This window comes from Zoogloea sp. JDB1 (assembly GCF_056724025.1).
This window is the reverse complement of sequence record NZ_CM161496.1, coordinates 2,583,498-2,600,324: the sequence shown is the minus strand read 5'-3', so window position 1 is coordinate 2,600,324 and position 16,827 is coordinate 2,583,498. Positions and strand designations below refer to the sequence as shown.

Annotated in this window: 16 protein-coding genes; 5 read left to right on the top strand and 11 right to left on the bottom strand. The window is 67.4% G+C overall.

Annotation, left to right across the window (positions count from 1 at the left end):
* Positions 1–2 precede the first annotated feature (2 nt).
* Positions 3–3,575 (bottom strand): pyruvate:ferredoxin (flavodoxin) oxidoreductase, encoded by a 3,573-nt coding sequence (gene nifJ, locus AC1PPK_RS11635; RefSeq protein ID WP_481117971.1) that lies wholly within the window; start codon positions 3,573–3,575, stop codon positions 3–5.
* 459 nt (positions 3,576–4,034) lie between these two features.
* Between nifJ and AC1PPK_RS11630 the strand changes: the two genes are divergently transcribed.
* A complete protein-coding gene (locus AC1PPK_RS11630) occupies positions 4,035–4,934 on the top strand; it encodes a DMT family transporter (protein ID WP_481117970.1) in 900 nt (299 codons plus the stop codon).
* Between the two features lie 25 nt (positions 4,935–4,959).
* Here AC1PPK_RS11630 and AC1PPK_RS11625 read toward each other — a convergent pair whose 3' ends face one another.
* From AC1PPK_RS11625 to AC1PPK_RS11590, 8 genes are all read right to left on the bottom strand, one after another.
* Positions 4,960–5,463: a GNAT family N-acetyltransferase gene (locus tag AC1PPK_RS11625; protein ID WP_481117969.1), complete on the bottom strand. Its 504-nt coding sequence runs from the start codon at positions 5,461–5,463 to the stop codon at positions 4,960–4,962.
* Positions 5,464–5,530: 67 nt separating this feature from the next.
* Complete coding sequence (locus tag AC1PPK_RS11620) at positions 5,531–6,508, bottom strand: TerC family protein (protein ID WP_481117968.1); 978 nt, start codon at positions 6,506–6,508, stop codon at positions 5,531–5,533.
* 317 nt (positions 6,509–6,825) lie between these two features.
* Entirely contained in the window at positions 6,826–7,350 is a 525-nt protein-coding gene (locus AC1PPK_RS11615; RefSeq protein WP_481117967.1) for a hypothetical protein, read from the bottom strand.
* Between the two features lie 78 nt (positions 7,351–7,428).
* Complete coding sequence (locus AC1PPK_RS11610; RefSeq protein ID WP_481117966.1) at positions 7,429–7,806, bottom strand: hypothetical protein; 378 nt, start codon at positions 7,804–7,806, stop codon at positions 7,429–7,431.
* A gap of 10 nt (positions 7,807–7,816) precedes the next feature.
* A complete protein-coding gene (locus tag AC1PPK_RS11605) occupies positions 7,817–8,590 on the bottom strand; it encodes a competence/damage-inducible protein A (protein WP_481117965.1) in 774 nt (257 codons plus the stop codon).
* A complete protein-coding gene (locus tag AC1PPK_RS11600) occupies positions 8,591–9,334 on the bottom strand; it encodes an EI24 domain-containing protein (RefSeq protein ID WP_481117964.1) in 744 nt (247 codons plus the stop codon). It lies immediately after the preceding gene.
* 102 nt (positions 9,335–9,436) lie between these two features.
* A complete protein-coding gene (locus tag AC1PPK_RS11595; RefSeq protein ID WP_481117963.1) occupies positions 9,437–10,156 on the bottom strand; it encodes an N-acetylmuramoyl-L-alanine amidase family protein in 720 nt (239 codons plus the stop codon).
* The gene (locus AC1PPK_RS11590) at positions 10,153–11,043 is read right to left on the bottom strand and encodes a TraB/GumN family protein (RefSeq protein ID WP_481117962.1); all 891 of its coding nucleotides are present in this window, start codon (positions 11,041–11,043) and stop codon (positions 10,153–10,155) included. Before AC1PPK_RS11590 ends, AC1PPK_RS11595 begins: the two co-directional genes overlap by 4 nt.
* 59 nt (positions 11,044–11,102) lie before the next feature.
* Between AC1PPK_RS11590 and miaA the strand changes: the two genes are divergently transcribed.
* The 3 genes from miaA to AC1PPK_RS11575 all read left to right on the top strand — a co-directional run bounded on the left by miaA (position 11,103) and on the right by AC1PPK_RS11575 (position 13,087).
* The gene (gene miaA / locus AC1PPK_RS11585) at positions 11,103–12,056 is read left to right on the top strand and encodes a tRNA (adenosine(37)-N6)-dimethylallyltransferase MiaA (RefSeq protein ID WP_481117961.1); all 954 of its coding nucleotides are present in this window, start codon (positions 11,103–11,105) and stop codon (positions 12,054–12,056) included.
* Between the two features lie 61 nt (positions 12,057–12,117).
* Complete coding sequence (locus AC1PPK_RS11580) at positions 12,118–12,507, top strand: hypothetical protein (protein ID WP_481117960.1); 390 nt, start codon at positions 12,118–12,120, stop codon at positions 12,505–12,507.
* A 31-nt stretch (positions 12,508–12,538) separates the two neighbouring features.
* Positions 12,539–13,087 carry a cupin domain-containing protein gene (locus AC1PPK_RS11575; protein ID WP_481117959.1) on the top strand — a complete coding sequence of 183 codons (549 nt, stop codon included), beginning with the start codon at positions 12,539–12,541 and terminating at the stop codon, positions 13,085–13,087.
* A gap of 117 nt (positions 13,088–13,204) precedes the next feature.
* Here AC1PPK_RS11575 and AC1PPK_RS11570 read toward each other — a convergent pair whose 3' ends face one another.
* The gene (locus tag AC1PPK_RS11570; protein ID WP_481117958.1) at positions 13,205–14,011 is read right to left on the bottom strand and encodes an EF-hand domain-containing protein; all 807 of its coding nucleotides are present in this window, start codon (positions 14,009–14,011) and stop codon (positions 13,205–13,207) included.
* Positions 14,012–14,381: 370 nt separating this feature from the next.
* Entirely contained in the window at positions 14,382–15,884 is a 1,503-nt protein-coding gene (locus AC1PPK_RS11565; protein WP_481117957.1) for an FMN-binding glutamate synthase family protein, read from the bottom strand.
* Between the two features lie 55 nt (positions 15,885–15,939).
* On the opposite strand from AC1PPK_RS11565, the gene nadC reads away from it, so the two are divergent.
* Positions 15,940–16,788, top strand: a complete 849-nt coding sequence (nadC, locus tag AC1PPK_RS11560; protein WP_374486572.1) for a carboxylating nicotinate-nucleotide diphosphorylase — start codon at positions 15,940–15,942, stop codon at positions 16,786–16,788.
* Positions 16,789–16,827: the final 39 nt, after the last annotated feature.

Below are 16,827 nucleotides of genomic sequence, written 5' to 3'. Positions count from 1 at the left end.
CGTCAGGTGCCCGCCTTGGGGGCGTCGGCATGGCCCTGGGCCAGTTCCTGGTAAGCCTTGAAGCGCCGGTCGGCTTCCTTCTGGGCTTCCGCCAGCAAGCGCTCGGCTGCTTCCGGATGGCTGCGGGCGAGCATCGCGAAGCGGGTTTCACTGTCCATGAAAGCCTTGATCGGCTGGCTCGGCGGCGCCGAGTCGAGCTTGAAGGGATTGGCGCCCGCCTCCTCCAGCCGCGGGTCGTAGCGGAACAACGGCCAGTGGCCGGACTTCACCGCCATCTCCTGCTGATGCTGGTTGTAGAGCATGTCCACGCCGTGGGCGATGCACGGGCTGTAGGCGACGATCAGCGACGGGCCGGCATAGGACTCGGCCTCGTGGAAGGCCCGCAGGGTATGTACGTCCTTCGCGCCGTAGGCCACCGTCGCCACGTACACATGGCCGTAGTCCGAGGCCAGCCGGGCCAGGTCCTTCTTGGCAGTCGGTTTGCCACCGGCCGAGAACTTGGCCACTGCGCCGATGGGTGTCGCCTTGGAGGTCTGCCCGCCGGTATTGGAATAGACCTCGGTGTCGAGGACCAGCACATTGACGTCGTAGCTCAGCGCCAGCACGTGGTCCAGCCCGCCGTAGCCGATGTCGTAGGCCCAGCCGTCGCCGCCGATGATCCACACTGAGCGGCGGATCAGCCATTCGGCGAGGGAATCCAGCTCCTGGGCGCGGGGATGGGCGCAGCCCACCAGCGCCTGGCGGAGTTGGGCGACCCGCTCGCGCTGAGCGCGGAGGCCGACTTCCTGGCGCTGGTCGGCGGATACCAGGGCTTCCGCCAGATCGCCACCGATGATGGCGGCCAGTTCCTTCACCAGCATCTGCGCGTAGCTCATCAGCTGGTCCGACGCCAGGCGCATGCCGAGGCCGAACTCGGCGTTGTCCTCGAACAGGGAATTGGACCAGGCAGGTCCGCGCCCGGCGCCGTTCACCGTGTAGGGCGTGGTCGGCAGGTTGGCGCCGTAGATCGACGAACAGCCGGTGGCATTGGCCACCAGCATGCGGTCGCCGAACAGCTGGGTGGCGAGGCGGATGTAGGGTGTCTCGCCGCAACCGGCGCAGGCCCCGGAGAACTCGAACAGCGGATCGAGCAGCATCGCGCCGGGGATGGTGGCCTGCTTGAGCTGGCTGCGGTCGAACTCCGGCAGCTTCAGGAAGAAGTCGAAGTTGGCCCGCTCCTGCTCGCGCAGCGGTGCCTGCGGCGCCATGTTCACCGCCAGCCGGCTGACGTTGGATTTGTCGTGGATCGGGCAGGCTTCGACGCAATCGCCGCAGCCCGTGCAGTCCTCCGGCGCCACCTGATAACTGATGTGGGTGCCGGCCGGAAAGTCCTTGCTCTTGGCTGGCACGTGCTTGAAGCCCGGAGGTGCATCGACGACCGCCTCGGCTGGGAAGGCTCGCGCGCGGATCGCCGCGTGCGGACAGACGAACACGCACTTGCCGCACTGGGTACACAGGTCCGGCTCCCACACCGGGATTTCCAGCGCGATGTTGCGCTTCTCGAACTGCGCGGTGCCGCTCGGGAAGGTGCCGTCCGCCGGCAGCGCCGACACCGGCAGGCGGTTGCCCTCGCCGCGGTAGATCGGCAGCGTGATGTCGCGCACGAAGTCGGGCAGCGCGTCGGCAAGCGTCGGCTGGCTTGCGTCGCCATCGCCCGTCAGGCCGGCAAAGGGCACCTCGTGCAGGTTGGCGAGCGTCACGTCGATGGCCTTGTGGTTCAGGTCGGCCAGGCGCCGGCTCTTGCGGCCATAGGTCTTGTCCACCGCCTTCTTGATCGCAGCGATGGCCTGCTCCCGCGGCAGGATGCCGGCAATGGCGAAGAAGCAGGTCTGCATGATGGTGTTGATGCGCCGGCCCATGCCGGCCTCCTGGGCCACCCGGTAGGCGTCGATGCCCCACAGGCGCAGGCCGCGGGCGAGGATGCCCGCACGCAGCGCCGCCGGCAGGCTGGCCCACACCGTGTCCGCCGGCTGCGGCGTGTTGAGCAGGAAGACGCCACCCGGCGCAGCATGGGCGAGCAGGTCGTAACGCTCCACGAAAACCGTCTGGTGACAGGCCACGAAACCCGCCATGCCCGCCTCCACCAGATAGCTGGAGCGGATCGCCGCCGGCCCGAAGCGCAGGTGGGACACCGTCACCGCACCGGACTTCTTGGAGTCATAGACGAAATAGCCCTGGGCCTGCAGCTCGGTAGCCTCGCCGACGATCTTGATCGAGTTCTTGTTGGCCGACACCGTGCCGTCCGCGCCCAAGCCCCAGAACACCGCATGCTGCAAACGGCGGGACGCGTCGGTGCGGAAGTCCGCATCCCAGGGCAGCGACAGCTGCGTGAGGTCATCCACGATGCCGACGGTGAAGCGGCGCTTCGGCGCTTCGGCAGCAAGCTCGTCGAACACCGCCTTGGCCATGCCCGGCGTGAATTCCTTGCTGGCCAGCCCGTAGCGGCCGCCGATCACCCGCGGCATTGGGCGCAGGCCGTCGGCTGCGGCTTCCGCGCAGGCGGTCATCACGTCTTTGAACAAGGGCTCGCCGTCGGCGCCGGGTTCCTTGCAGCGGTCCAGCACCGCGATGGCCCGCACGCTGGCCGGCAGCGCCGCCAGCAGCGCTGCCGCCGGAAACGGCCGGTACAGGCGCAGCTTGAGCAAGCCGACCTTCTCGCCGCGGGCCAGCAGGTGCTCGACGGTCTCCTCGGCGGTCTCCGCCGCCGAGCCCATCACCACCACCACCCTTTCTGCATCGGGCGCGCCGACGTAGTCGCACAGCCGGTAGCCCCGGCCGGTCAACCCGGCAAAGCGGTCCATCGCTGCCTGCACGAGGCCTGGGAAGGCGTCGTAATAGGGATTGGCCCGCTCGCGGGACTGGAAGAACACATCCGGGTTCTGCGCCGTGCCGCGGATCACCGGATGTTCCGGCGACAGCGCGCGGGCCCGGTGGGCCGCCACCAGCCCATCGTCGATCATCGCCCGCACTGTGTCCGCCTCGACGGCGACGATCTTGGCGACCTCATGAGAGGTGCGGAAGCCGTCGAAGAAGTGGATCACCGGAATGCGCCCGGCGAGGGTCGCCGCCTGGGCGATCAGCGCCATGTCCTGGGCTTCCTGCACCGAATTGCTGGCCAGTAGCGCACAGCCGGTGGCACGGCAGGCCATCACGTCGGAGTGGTCGCCGAAAATCGACAACGCATGGGTCGCCACCGCCCGCGCCGCTACGTGCAGCACGAAGGGCGTCAGCTCGCCGGCCATCTTGTAGAGGTTGGGGATGAACAGCAGCAGTCCCTGGCTGGCCGTGAAGCTGGTGCCCAGCGCGCCGGAGGTCAGCACTCCGTGCAGCGCGCCGGCCGCCCCACCTTCCGACTGCATCTCGATGATCTTCGGTACCACGCCCCACAGGTTGGGCTTGCCCTGGGCCGCCCATTCGTCGGCCCATTCGCCCATGCTGGAGGACGGGGTGATCGGGTAGATGGCAATCACCTCGCTGCCGAGATAGGCCATCCGTGCGGCGGCTTCGTTGCCGTCGAGGTTGAGACAGGTACTCATGACGACTCCCTGCGGGAAGCGGCGTCCCTGGTCACCCACAACGGGCAGGCAGAAGACGCGACGCAGCAATGGAGGAATCATAAGTCCGCCCGCCTGGCGGTCCCTTTGACATGGCGCAAAGGAGGATTCGACAGGCCGGGCGCAGCAGCGCTGCCGCCAGCCCCCCGTATTGGCTGGACACCATAAGGGTTCGGAAACCGGACATGCAAGGCGCATTCACGCTTGACGCGCCCGGCAGATCGCCAGCATCATGGGCCCATGAACTTCCCGAAGACCTTCCCGGCCATTTCCATCCGCCGTTGCGCCCTGCGCGCATGGCGCGTAGCCGTTTGTCCGGGGCCGGGATCGGGGTAGTTCACAGCAGTACTCACCGACATCACCAGGGGCCGCGGATCATCAGACCGCGGCCTTTTTCTTTGTCCTTGAGGATTCATCCCACCCTGCCACGAAAGGTACGTCATGCCGGTTTCCCTCGCCTACCTCGCCATCATCCTGATCTGGTCCACCACCCCGCTCGCCATCCGCTGGAGCACCGAAGGCGCCGGTTTCGCCTTCTCCGCGCTGGCCCGCATGCTGATCGGGGCGCTGGTGGCCGCGGCGATCCTGGGCGTCGGGCGAATCGGACTACCGCTCCACGCCCGCGCCCGCCGGGCCTACCTGGTCGGTGGTGTCGGCCTGTTCGGCATCATGGCACTGACCTACTGGGGCGCACGCTACGTGAGTTCGGGGCTGATTTCCGTGGTGTTCGGGCTCTCTCCGCTGATGGCTGGCCTACTGGCCGCCTGTTGGCTCGGAGAGCGTTCCCTGACGCCGGCAAGATTGGCCGGCACGCTGCTCGGCGCCGGCGGGCTGGCGCTGATCTTCATGCCGAACGGTGCAGCCAGCGGCACGAACGTCACAGCCGGCCTGGTAGCCCTGCTGGTGGCCGTATTCATCTCGTCAGCGAGCCTGGTCGTGCTGAAGCGGATCGGCGACGACAGCCCGCCTCTGGCCACCACCTTTGGCTCCCTCTCAGTGTCCCTGCCGCTGTTCGGGCTATTGTGGCTGGCCGACGGCGCGGCACTTCCCGTCGCCCTGCCCTCGCGTACGGCGGCAGCCATCGGCTACCTGGGCATCTTTGGCTCGGTGATCGGCTTCGCGCTGTATTACTACGTGATCAAGCACCTGGAAGCCTCGAAGGTCGCGCTGATCACGCTGATCACGCCGGTGATGGCGCTGCTGCTCGGGCATCTGCTCAACCGCGAGGAGATCGGCCCGCAGGTGATGGCCGGCACAAGCCTGATCCTGCTCGGCCTCGTGGTCCATGAGAGCGGTACCTGGCGGCCAGTCCTCGGGCGACTGCGCGGTGCCCGCGGCTGAACAGGGCCACGCGGACCAGCACAGCTCAGACCGCGTCGAAAGCGGCGTGGTACTGGACCGTGCCGGCCAGCCCATCCAGGTGGCCGGGCTGCAGCTCGACGACCAGGTAAGCCTCGTCCGGTACGTCCTGCGTAAAGCGGATGCCATGGCGGGACGCCGGCACGAAGCCGAAGCGCGGGTAATAGGCCGGATGGCCCAGCACCACGACGGCACCGGCCCCCGCCTCGCGGGCCTGGCGCAGTCCCTCGACGACCAGCGCCGAACCGACGCCGCTACGCTGGTATTCCGGCCGCACCGCCATCGGCGCCAGCGCCATCAAGCGCGCGCGCGGATGGCCAGGCAGATGGACCGGAGTGAACAGGATGTGGCCGGCGATGATGCCCTTGTCGTCGGCCACCAGCGACACGTAGGGGAAAGTGTGCCCGCGCAGGGCGTCCACCAGGTCCGCCTCGGCCGGGCTTTCGAAGGCGGCGAGATTGACCTCGCGGACGGCGGCCACGTCGGCCGGGTTTTCGTTGCGGATCCGCACGCGGCAGGTTCTCCAGGCAGGCAGGAAAGCCCGGCAGGATGCCCGTCCTGCCGGGCCGCGTCCACCCTCAGCGTTGGCTCTCCAGCGCCTCCAGGCGCTCCTTGCGCAGGGACAGCCACACAGACATACCGATCAGCGCGGCCACCACCCCGAGGGACAGGCCCACCGGCACATGCACCACGTCCATCAGCAGCATCTTGCCGCCGATGAAGACCAGCACCGCCGCCAGGCCGAACTTGAGCAGGGAGAAGCGCTGGGCGAAGTCGGCGAGCAGGAAGTACATCGCGCGCAGGCCGAGGATCGCGAAGATGTTGGAAGTCAGCACGATGAAGGGGTCGGTGGTGATCGCGAAGATCGCCGGGATCGAATCCACCGCGAAGATCACGTCGGACGCCTCCACCAGCACCAGCGCCAGGAACAGCGGCGTCGCATAGCGGACCAGGCGGCCGCCCTCCTCCCGCTGCACGAAGAAGTGCTGGCCGTGAAACTCGCTACTGATCTTCATGTGGCCGCGCAGCCAGCGCACCACCGGGTTCCGGTTGAGGTCGGTTTCATGTTCGGCGCTGACGAACATCTTCACGCCGGTCAGCAGCAGGAAGGCTCCGAACACGTAGAGCAGCCAGCTGAACTGCGCGATCAGCCAGGCGCCGGCGAAGATCATCAGTGTACGCAGCACGATCGCACCGGCCACGCCGAACAGCAGCACCCGCTTCTGCAACGCCGGTGGCACCGCGAAGAAGGAGAACAGCATCAGCCACACGAACACGTTGTCGACGGCCAGCGCCTTCTCGATCAGATAGCCGGTGACGAACTCCAGCGCCCGCGCGTTGGCCACCTCGCGCCCGGCCGTGCCGTCCAGATACCACCACAGGGCGCCGGCAAACAGCAGCGCGACGCTGACCCACACCACCGACCACAGGCCGGCCTCCTTGAGGGACACCTTGTGTTCCTTGCCGCCACCGACCACCAGCAGGTCGATGGCCAGCATCACCAGCACGACGGCCGCGAAGCCCGCCCACATCCACCAGGTACCAATGCTTTCCATGTGAAATCTCCCAAAACGGAACCAAACAAAAAGGCCTTTCGTCCGGCGATGACGAAAGGCCAATGAGCTTGGTCCGGCGGGGGAGCCGGTTTTGCCGAAAGACACTTTGCCATCGCGGCAAAGGTCTTGCTCACAGTCGCCCTTGATTCTCGAACGACTGCCCGGTAGCCGGGAGATCAGCCGCGGCGCCGTGCATGGCACGGCGGTTTCGCACGGCATTCTCCGTCTTGACGGCCCACCGACGTGGAGCTACTCCCCTTTGGGACACTCGAAATATAGAAGCAGCCGCTGCGGAACGCAAGGACCGGCGACGGGACTCAGCCCTCGTCCGGCAGCATGCCGAGGAACTGGGCCTCGATGGTGTCGATGTGGGCGACGCCCACTTCGGCGGCGATCTGGCGGCATAGCTCGAAGGCATCGAGCAGGTCGGCCCGAGTCGTGCAGTTGCGCAGGCGCTCGCGTACCGGCAGGTCGGCCTGGCGCAGGCTCTGCTCCATCGCGTTGAGCAGGTACAGACGCGCCAAGGCCAGGGAGCGGCGGCGGCCCGGCTGGGGCTCCGGCCGTGCCAGGGGCCCTTGCAGGCGTGCAGCCGGCGGCACCGAAGCCCTGCTGGCCGGCGGCAAGCCTCCATCCAGCGGGGCGATCAGCCCCAGTTCGCGCAGCTCGGCCAGCGCCTCACGGATATTGCCCAATGCGGCCGCCGAAGCGCAGAGCTGGCCGACGCTGTTGCGGCCATCCACCAGGATCAGCACGGTCCGCAGACGGTTCGGCACCCGACGGCTGCGGTTCGCGATCTCTGCCAACCCCTCCACCGTCTTCTCCAGAATCCACTCGTCATTCATTGCGCATACCCTTGCCTGCAACCACATCGGCACCGAGCATACGGTATGAAGACTTCAGCCTTGTGACATCCGTCACGGCTACCGGGGCTGTCGCGGGCGCCGTCCCCAATGGCGGAAACTCGCCGGCGCGTGGGCGAAGACGACCGAGAAGACCAGTACGCTCCAGAACAAGGCCGGACGCCTCGCCTCATCCATGAGGAACCAGCCGAGCAGCGCGAACTTGACGAGCAGGGACAGGCCCGCCGGCTCTGCCAGCCAGCGCGGGTTGGACCACGCGTCGAGCGCCGCCATGCCCGCACCCGACAGCACCAGCAGCACGGGGAAATGCGAGTCCGTCACGCCTCCGCCGACCAGGCCGGCACCGACACCGACCACACCGGCCAGATGCGCCGCACGCAGCGCTACACCCAGCCAGCGCCGGCCCGGAAAATCCCGGTAACGGGACGGGGCGCTCACAGCGCTCACCTCAGTCCGCCGTCGGCGGCTCCCAGCTGTAGCCGCGCCGCTCCAGCTCGGCGGTAATCAGCGCCATCGCCTCGTCGACGCGGGCAGCCGGCCCCTTCATGCCCAGTTCGATGTGACGCCGTCCGCCCTCCCCGCCCACGCTGGGCAGGCTGAACAGGGTAGCGTCGGGAAACTCGAGGGTGATGCGTTCCATCAGGTCGATCAGCTTGCCTTCCATCGCGTCCCACACGATCACCGAGCGCTCCACGTAGTCGGCCTGGTGGTGCAGGTGCTTGAAGTGCGTATCGAGCACCCACTCGACCATTGGCCAGGCCATGATCGGAAAACCCGGCACGAAGAAGTGTTTGCGGATCGAGAAGCCGGGAATCCGGTTGTAGGGATTCGGTACGATGTCGCTGCCTTCCGGATAGACACCCATTTGCAAGCGTTGCGGCGTGGTCTCGTCGCCGAAGCGGGCACGGATCTCGGCCTCGGCCTGCGGATGCAGGGCCAGCGGCAGGCCCAACGCCTCGGCCGCCGCCTGGCGGGTGTGGTCGTCCGGTGTGGCGCCGATGCCGCCGAAGCTGAACACGATGTCGTCGCTGGCGAAGCTCTCCTTCAGCGCCTGGACCAGGCGCGGACGCTCGTCCCCCACGTAACGCACCGACGCCAGGCGCAGACCGCGGGCCTTGAGGAGTTCCAGCACCTTGGCCAGGTGCTTGTCCTCCCGGCGACCGGACAGGATTTCATCGCCGATGATGATGGCGCCGAAGGCCGGCTGGGTTGTTTGAGTCATTCACTGCACCTCGATGATGTTCTCGTTCTGCCGCGCCACGCGTAGCGCCGACAGCAGGTAATGGACGAAGGCCAGCCCCGCCAGGGCCGGCGCAAACAGGTTGAGGACCGGCACGTGGGCCATCACCGCCCCCACCAGGCCGACACCGAACAGGCCGCTGGCCTCCTGGCGTGGCAGATCCTTCATCTCGAACTTGTCGGCATGGGCCATCAGCGCATCGTAGCGGAAGGCCCGCTGGTTGAGCCACGCGGTCAGCAGCAGGGAGATCAGCAACCCGACACCGGGGATCAGCCACAGGGGCAGACTGAGGACCAGCAGCACGAGGAACTGCAGCACCGAGGTCAGTGCATTCCACACGCTGCCGATCTGGCTGCCGCCGGCGCGCCGGGCCACGTCGGCATAGTCGATGACGGCCACTTTCTCGGTCATCAACGGCAAGGCCACCGCCGCCACCAACGCAGCCGCCGTCACGTAGATGATCGGCAGCGCGAGCAGCACAAGGCCCAGCTTGAACATGAACAAGGCCACCAGCAGCGCCGTCTCCGAGTCGGCCAGCCAGGGGCCGACCAACGGCAGGCGGGTGATCAGGTCGGTGCCGACGGCCACGATGCTGCCCCAGCTGAGGATCAGCGTGGTCGTCCACAGGGCTGCCGCAGCGAGCGTCGGCCACAGCAGATGCCACAGCACGCCCGGCCGGCCGAGGCTGCGCAGCGCGGAAAAATAAGACAACAGGACGGATTTCATGCTTTCGGGTCGATCCTTTCAAATGGTGGGCGCGGACATCGCGGTGGCGACTCTGATGGATCACCGCAACAGCCGCTGGGTTCCGCAATGCAACATCATGCTCTAGCGGCGCCCGTCGCTCACCGTCACACCGCAGCCCCGCAGGCCGCGCGCAACCGCATCCGCCGTCAGGGCCCGCCGCGCGGCCCCGGCCAGCTGGCGCTCCTCGTCGCGATTGACGATGACCCCGGCCTCCAGCAGTACAGCCGGCACGGTCGCCGTCTTCAGCACCACCAGGTTGTCGTAGTAATACACGCCTTGCGCCGCGTCGGCCCATTCGAGTCCCAGGCCAGGCGCTGCGGCATGGTGGGTCGCGACCGGCAGACCGGCATCCCGCAGGGCCGCGCCGATGGCACGGGCGCAGGCCAGACTCTGGTCCAGCTGCGGATTGAGGCGCGACACATACAGCGAGAAGCCAGCGAAGCCGTCCGCATGGCGCAGCGCGCGCCCGTTCCAGACCCAAGGCTCCAGCTGGCTCCCATGCACCGAATCATGGTGGACCGACAGGAAGAAACCCGCTCCGGCCTCTTCCGCCTGACGTGGCCGTTCACGCAGCTCGGCCATCTCGCCGCGCCAGCCGATCAGCCGCACCGGTACCCCCTCCACCGCCAGCCGCGCCGCCAGCACCGCGGCGAGGGACTGGTTGTACTCGAACTCGGTGATCCCATAGGCGCTGGTCGCCCCCGGACGTTCCAGGTAGTGGCCGACATCCACCGCGATCGGCACCGCCTCCGCCACGCCAGCCAGTGCGGCCAGCAACAGCGCGACGACCCGACGCTTCACTCCTCGCTCACCTGACGGGCGCGGAAGCCCCTGTCGGCCAGCATCGCCAGCAAGCCCTTCGGCCCGCCGAAGTGCCCAGCACCAACGGCGATAAAGGGCCGCCTGCCGCTGCGCAGGCGCGCCACGATGGACTCGGCCATCTCCCGGTTTCGGCTGTCGAGCAACTCGGCGAGCATCGGTGTCATGGCTTCGACGCTGGCCTCCTCACGCAGCATACGGTCCACCGCCACACTGTCGCCGCGCCGCCAGGCCGTCAGCAGGCGACGGAAATAGGGCTCGGCCTCATCCCTTTCGATCAGGCCAAGCGTTTCGGCCAGGCTCGCCACCTGCGCGGCGTCGCCGCCGGCCCCCATCGCCGACACCTGCCGCTCGACGGTCTCCAGCGCCCACACGGACTGGCCACGGGCCCGCGCGCTGCGGGCCAGCCACAGGTCGACGCCCTGGCTGGTCCCCAGCCCGGCCCGCTGGGCCGACTGCAAGGTCAGCAAGGTACCGACCATCCAGGGCTGCATGCGCTGCATGGCGTCCGCCGGCAGTCCGTAGCGAGTCAGCACGCGGGCCAGGCGGCCCCGCAGCTCAGGGGACAGCATGTCGTCGAGCCGCCGCCCGGCGGGCAACAGGCTGGCCTGCAGCAAGCGCGGCGACAGGGCCGGATCCTCCGGATCCAGTTCCAGCCCGAGGCTGTCCGCCTCCGCCAGCGCCGCCCGGACCCGCCCCGGCAGCGGAAAACAGCCCGCATCGCAGACGTGAATCGTGCCGTACAGCCAGGCCCGCGGCCGGCCCTGCTCGTCGCTGAGCTCCCACAGATACAGCGGCCCTTTCGCCACGGCGCTGCCCGCCAGAGCCAGCAGGCCCAGCAGCAGCCAGAGCTGCCTCCACCACCTCATCCCCATCCTCACGCCCACATCCCACCCGCTACAATGCGCGTCCACAGAAAAGGCGCATCATGCCCCAAACACAGCCTCTCCCGCCCGCCATCCTGCTGATGGGCCCCACCGCCAGCGGCAAGACCGCCTGCGCGCTGTCCCTCGCCCAGCGGCTGCCGGTGGAAATCGTCAGTGTCGATTCGGCGCTGGTGTACCGCGATATGGACATCGGCACCGCCAAGCCCAGCCGGGACGAGCAGGCCGTCTGCCCGCACCACCTGATCGACATCGTCAGCCCCGAGGAAGCCTATTCTGCCGCCCGCTTTTGCGAAGATGCGCGTCGCCTGATGGTCGAGATCACCGCCCGCAGCCGCATCCCGCTGCTGGTCGGCGGCACCATGCTGTACTACAAGGCGTTGCGCGAAGGCCTGTCGGACCTGCCGGAGGCAGATGCCGAACTGCGCCGGGAGATCGAGGACGCCGCCGCCCGCGACGGCTGGCCGGCGCTGCACGCCGAGTTGGCCCGGCTTGACCCTGATGCCGCCGCCCGCCTCGAACCCAACGACGCCCAGCGCATCCAGCGCGCGCTGGAGATCGTCCGCCTCACTGGCCAGCCGCTGGCCGCCAGCTACGCCCGCCGGGAGCAGCACACCGACAGCCACCGCTACATCCCACTCGCATTGACGCCCAGCGACCGGGCCGTGCTGCACGCCCGCATCGCCCGCCGCTTCGACACCATGCTGCTGGCCGGCTTTGTCGATGAGGTCATCACGCTGCGCAAGCATTATCAGCTCGACCCGAATCTGCCGTCGATGCGCTGCGTCGGCTACCGCCAGGCCCTTGAGTACCTCGACGGCTACATCGACCTGCCGACCATGCGCGACAAGGGCATCTTCGCCACTCGCCAGCTCGCCAAGCGGCAGATCACCTGGCAGCGCAACTTCCGCGAGAACTGGGGCGACCTGGTGGAAATCGACTGCCTCTCCGACGACCTGGCTACGCAGGTGTGCACGCGCGTCGAACAGGCCTTGTGAGCACGGCCTGCTTGCCCGGATACTGAACGGCAGGTATCGACTCTCCGCCAGGAATCCTGCCATGCCCTTTCTGCACATCCGCTCCCAGGCCTTCCCCGACGCACGTGACACCGGGCCGCTGCTCGACGCAATCCGCCTCGATCTAGCCCATGCCGCTGGGCTGGCACCGGAGCAGGTTTCCGTGAGCTGGACCTTCCTGGCCGAACAACATCCGGCCGTCGCCGGGCTGGCCATGGCTCTGATGTCCGGCAACGCCCAGCCGGTACTGGCCGAGCTGCGGGTGACCGAGGACGGCATGGGGGGCATTCAAGAGGACGCTCTGCTCAAAGCAGCCGTCATGGGCATCGCGCGCCACGCGGGGATCCCCGAAGACCAGGTCTTCGTCGCCTATCGTCCGACCACGGCGGACAGCGATACCGAATTCGATACCAGATCGATAAACCGCTGGTAAGCTGCGGCGTCCTTACGAGTGGATTCCACCGATGCGTAGAACCCTGCAGCCCCTGTATGCCGTGGTGGCCCTCGCCGTAGCCCTCACCTGCACAACGGCCCATGCAGAGCGCGACCCCGACACCCCGGCCGACACCTCCGACGACATCCCGTCGGTCGAAGCCCCCGGCGGCGATGCCGCAATGCCCGTGGCCCCGGAACTGCCCGGCCCGACGGTCCAGGCCATCATCCCGGCCCAGGTCAGCTGGGTCGAGCCGCCCAATCTACCGGGCCTGCAAGCCGCCTGGCTGATCGGCACCGAAACGGGCCCCGGCCCCTACGCGCTCCGCCTGCGCCTGGCCCAAGGCGGGCGCATCGGCGTGCATGTCCATCCGGACGACCGGATCACAACGGTACTGTCGGGCACCCTGTACGTGGGCTTCGGCACAATCTTCGACGAAACGCGGGTCCAGCCCGTCCCGGCCGGTGCCGTCTACCTGGCGCCCGCCGACCAGCCTCACTACGTGTGGGCACGGGACGGCGACGTGGAATACCAGGAAAGCGGCTTCGCCCCGACGGCGACCAATTTCGACGTGCGCTGAGTCTCCTTCGGGTTCCCCCGAAGCAGCCCCCGGGCCCTTGTGGAGGTGCATCGCTTCACCCCCACAAGGCACCACCCATACATGGAATCCCCACGAGGTCCTCGTCAGAAAGAAGCCTCAGGCGGACACCGTGATGCTGCTGGCGCTGCTCGTACTGTCCGACGTGCCGCTGTTCGAACCATAAGTACGCATCAGCTCCATGAGGCGATGCATCATCCTCCCTTCGTGGTGGCTGGTCATGGAGCTGGACGCCACGGCGGACGCCGAGTCGGTGGAGGACGTCGCCGTCGCGGTGGCGCTCGCCGAGGCGGACGACGTGGTGTTCTGGGACTGCTCGTACGCCATCGCCTCCTGCAGCGTCACCTTACCGTCACCGTCGGTGTCGGCCTTGTCGAAGTTATTGACGACGTCGGAGATCATGCTGGAGCGCTGGCTGTCGGTCGAGCCGATCTGCTGCAACTGGCTGGTGAGTTGGTCCTTGGTAAAGCCTGTGTCGTTCTGATCGTCACCGTCCCCATCGCCATCCCCGTGGTGACCGTGGGGCGGCGGCATTCCACTCGCACCCTGCATGCGGCTACTGAATGCCTGGCTGTCGAGAGCCTCGGCGAGCTTCTGCAAGCCACTCGAAAACTCGCTTTCCGTCAACTGCCCGTTGCCGTCGCTATCCAGCGCCGAGAAAAGCTGGGTGGCGTCCGTCGAAGCCTGGCTAGCCGCGGACGAATCCGTCGCCGCGCTGGAGGATGAAGACGACGCGGACGAATAGACCTGGTTGAAGGCTGACTCCAGATCGCTTTCCTGGATGTAGCCCTGGCCCTTGGTGTCGAGTTTGGAGAACAGCTTGCTTGCCAGCTCGGCCGGATCGGGGCGCGTTCGCGTCGTGTATGCCGAAACGGAGCTGTAATTACTGCCTACGCTGCTGACCATGGTGCATTCCTTTCCGTAAGTAACCGGGAAAAGCCTAGGTGCTTTCCGGGCCCGCTTCCGCCGACTGCGGACCAGGCTCTGCTCTCTAGCAACTTAACGGCCGGAATGCCCCTATCTGACCGACACAAGGGGTTAAGACGGGTAAAGTTGGGTTAAGCCAAATCCCCGGAAACAGCAGCTTCCCGCAACCTTGAAGCGGAGCCGGAAGCCTCACGCGGACCTTCGACGGCAGAACGGAAAAAACTGCCGGCGGGATCCACCAGCCGCAGTCGCAACGGACCGCATGTCCCGCCAGCCTTTTAACCCATTTTGGGGAAAACCCTGCCCACCGGCAAAACTCGCCCCCCCGGCCGGCAAACCGACAGGAGCTTCAGTAGTGGCCCCGCCCTTCGCAGCCCGGCTCAGGGTAGGGATAAAGCATGTTGAAGGCCTCGCTGCGTCCGTCCGGCTGCACCAGGCGCACGTGCTCGCGGCGGAACTCCCGGGCCTGCCGGAGGCCGCAGGCGTGGGCGATCATGTCGATCTCGCGGTTCATGTTGCGAGCGTAGTTGGCAACCCGCAGGTATTTCTCCTCCACCACCAGCCCGCGCTGCAGCTTGGCGTTGTGGGTGGTGATGCCGGTCGGACAGGTGTTCTGATGGCAGCGCATGGCCTGCACACAGCCAAGCGAGAACATGAAGCCCCGCGCGGTGTTCACGAAATCCGCCCCGCAGGCCAGCGCCCATGCGGCCCGCGCAGAGGTGACCAGCTTGCCGGAGGCGATCACGCGGATGCGCTCACGCAGGTCGAACTCGATCAACGTGTCCACCACCCGCGGCAGCGCCTCGTCGATGGACAAGGCCATGTGATCGGCCAGCGCCTGTGGCGCCGCGCCCGAACCGCCCTCGCCGCCATCCACGGTGATGAAGTCCGGCGCGTCCTGCGGCCCGCGCCGCACGATGGCCTCGCACAACTCGTGCATGAAGCGCCGCCCGCCGATGGCCGTCTTGATGCCGGTCGGCTTGCCAGTCACCTGGCGCACCCGCACGACCATGTCCAGCAGCTCATTCACGTTGGCCACGTCCCGGTGGCGATTGGGGCTGATCGAGTCCACGCCCACCGGGATGCCGCGGATTGCGGCAATCTCCGGCGTCACCTTGGCGGCCGGCAGCACACCGCCCTTACCCGGCTTGGCCCCCTGGGACAGCTTGATCTCGAAGGCCCGCACCGTCTCGTGGGCGGCCAGCTCGCGCAGGCGCGCGTCGGACAGGTGGCCGTCTGCATCGCGCACCCCATACTTGGCGGTGCCGATCTGCATGATGATGTCCGCCCCCCCTTCCAGGTGAGCCGGCGCCAGTCCTCCTTCACCGGTGTCGATCCAGCAGCCGGCCTCCGCCGCGCCCCGCGACAGGGCCTGCACCGCCGGCTTCGACAGCGCACCGTAACTCATGCCGCTGATGTTGACGATGGAGCGTGCTGTGAAGGGCTTAGCCGCGTAGCCGACCCCGATGCCCAGCGGCGCGGTGGGCTCCTGCTCGTCCTCCAGCACCGGGAAGCCGGCGTTCACGAAGATCAGCGCGCCGGGATGGCGCATATCGTAGGTGGAGCCGAACCCGATTACCCCGCCCTCGTCCTTGGCGAGGCGGTACACCCAGCCGCGGGTAGCCCGGTTGAAAGGCATCTCCTCCCGGTCGCCGAGGAAGAAGTACTGGCGGAAATATTCGCCGAGCTGCTCGAAGAAATAGCGCAGATGCCCAACCAGCGGGTAGTTGCGCAGGATCGCGTGCTTTTTCTGGGTGATGTCCTGCACATACCAGTAGATCGTACCGCCCACCAGTATCAAGGCGATCAAGACGCCCAGGCTGACCTCCAGCACCCCCATCATCGTGCCCATGACGCGCTCCCCCCAAGTGTTAGAATTCGGGCCGATACATCTTAGGTGAACCCCGATGGAATTTGCAGAACAGCTTCGCGTTGAAGTCCAGCGCTCCGTGGCGGCCTCCCTGGCCGAAGACATCGGCACCGGCGACCTCACCGCCCGCCTCATCCCCACCAACCGCACCGCCCGCGGCCGCGTGATCACCCGCGAAGATGCCGTGCTGTGCGGCACCGCGTGGTTCGACGCCGCCTTCACCGCGCTGGAGCCCGACGCCTCGGTGATCTGGCACGCCCGTGACGGCGAGCGCATCAAACCCGGCCAGCTGCTGTGCGAAGTGGATGCCAGCGCCCGCGCGCTACTCACCGCCGAACGCACCGCGCTGAACTTCGTTCAGCTGCTATCCGGCACCGCGACCCTCACGTCCACCTTCGTGCAGGCCGTGGCCGGCACCCAGGCCAAGATCGTCGATACCCGCAAGACCCTGCCCGGCCTGCGCCTGGCGCAGAAGTACGCGGTCAAGGTCGGCGGCGGCACCAACCATCGCGTCGGCCTCTACGACGGCATCCTGATCAAGGAAAACCACATCATCGCCGCCGGCAGCATCAAGGCCGTGATCGAGCAAGCCCGCGCCATCGCCCCGTCCAACGTATTCATCGAAGTCGAAGTCGAGAACCTGGTCCAGCTCGAGGAAGCCCTCACCGCCGGCGCCAAGATGATCCTCCTCGACAACATGAGCCTCGACGAGATGCGCGACGCGGTCGGCATCAACAAGGGCCGCGCCGAACTGGAAGCCTCCGGCGGCGTCAACCTGGAACGCGTGCGCGCCATCGCCGAAACCGGCGTGGACCGCATCTCCATCGGCAGCCTGACCAAGGACGTCCGCGCCATCGACCTGTCCCTGCGCCACGTCGAGGAATAAGCAGTGCCCCAGGCGGGCCCGGCCGGATGCCGGGCCTTT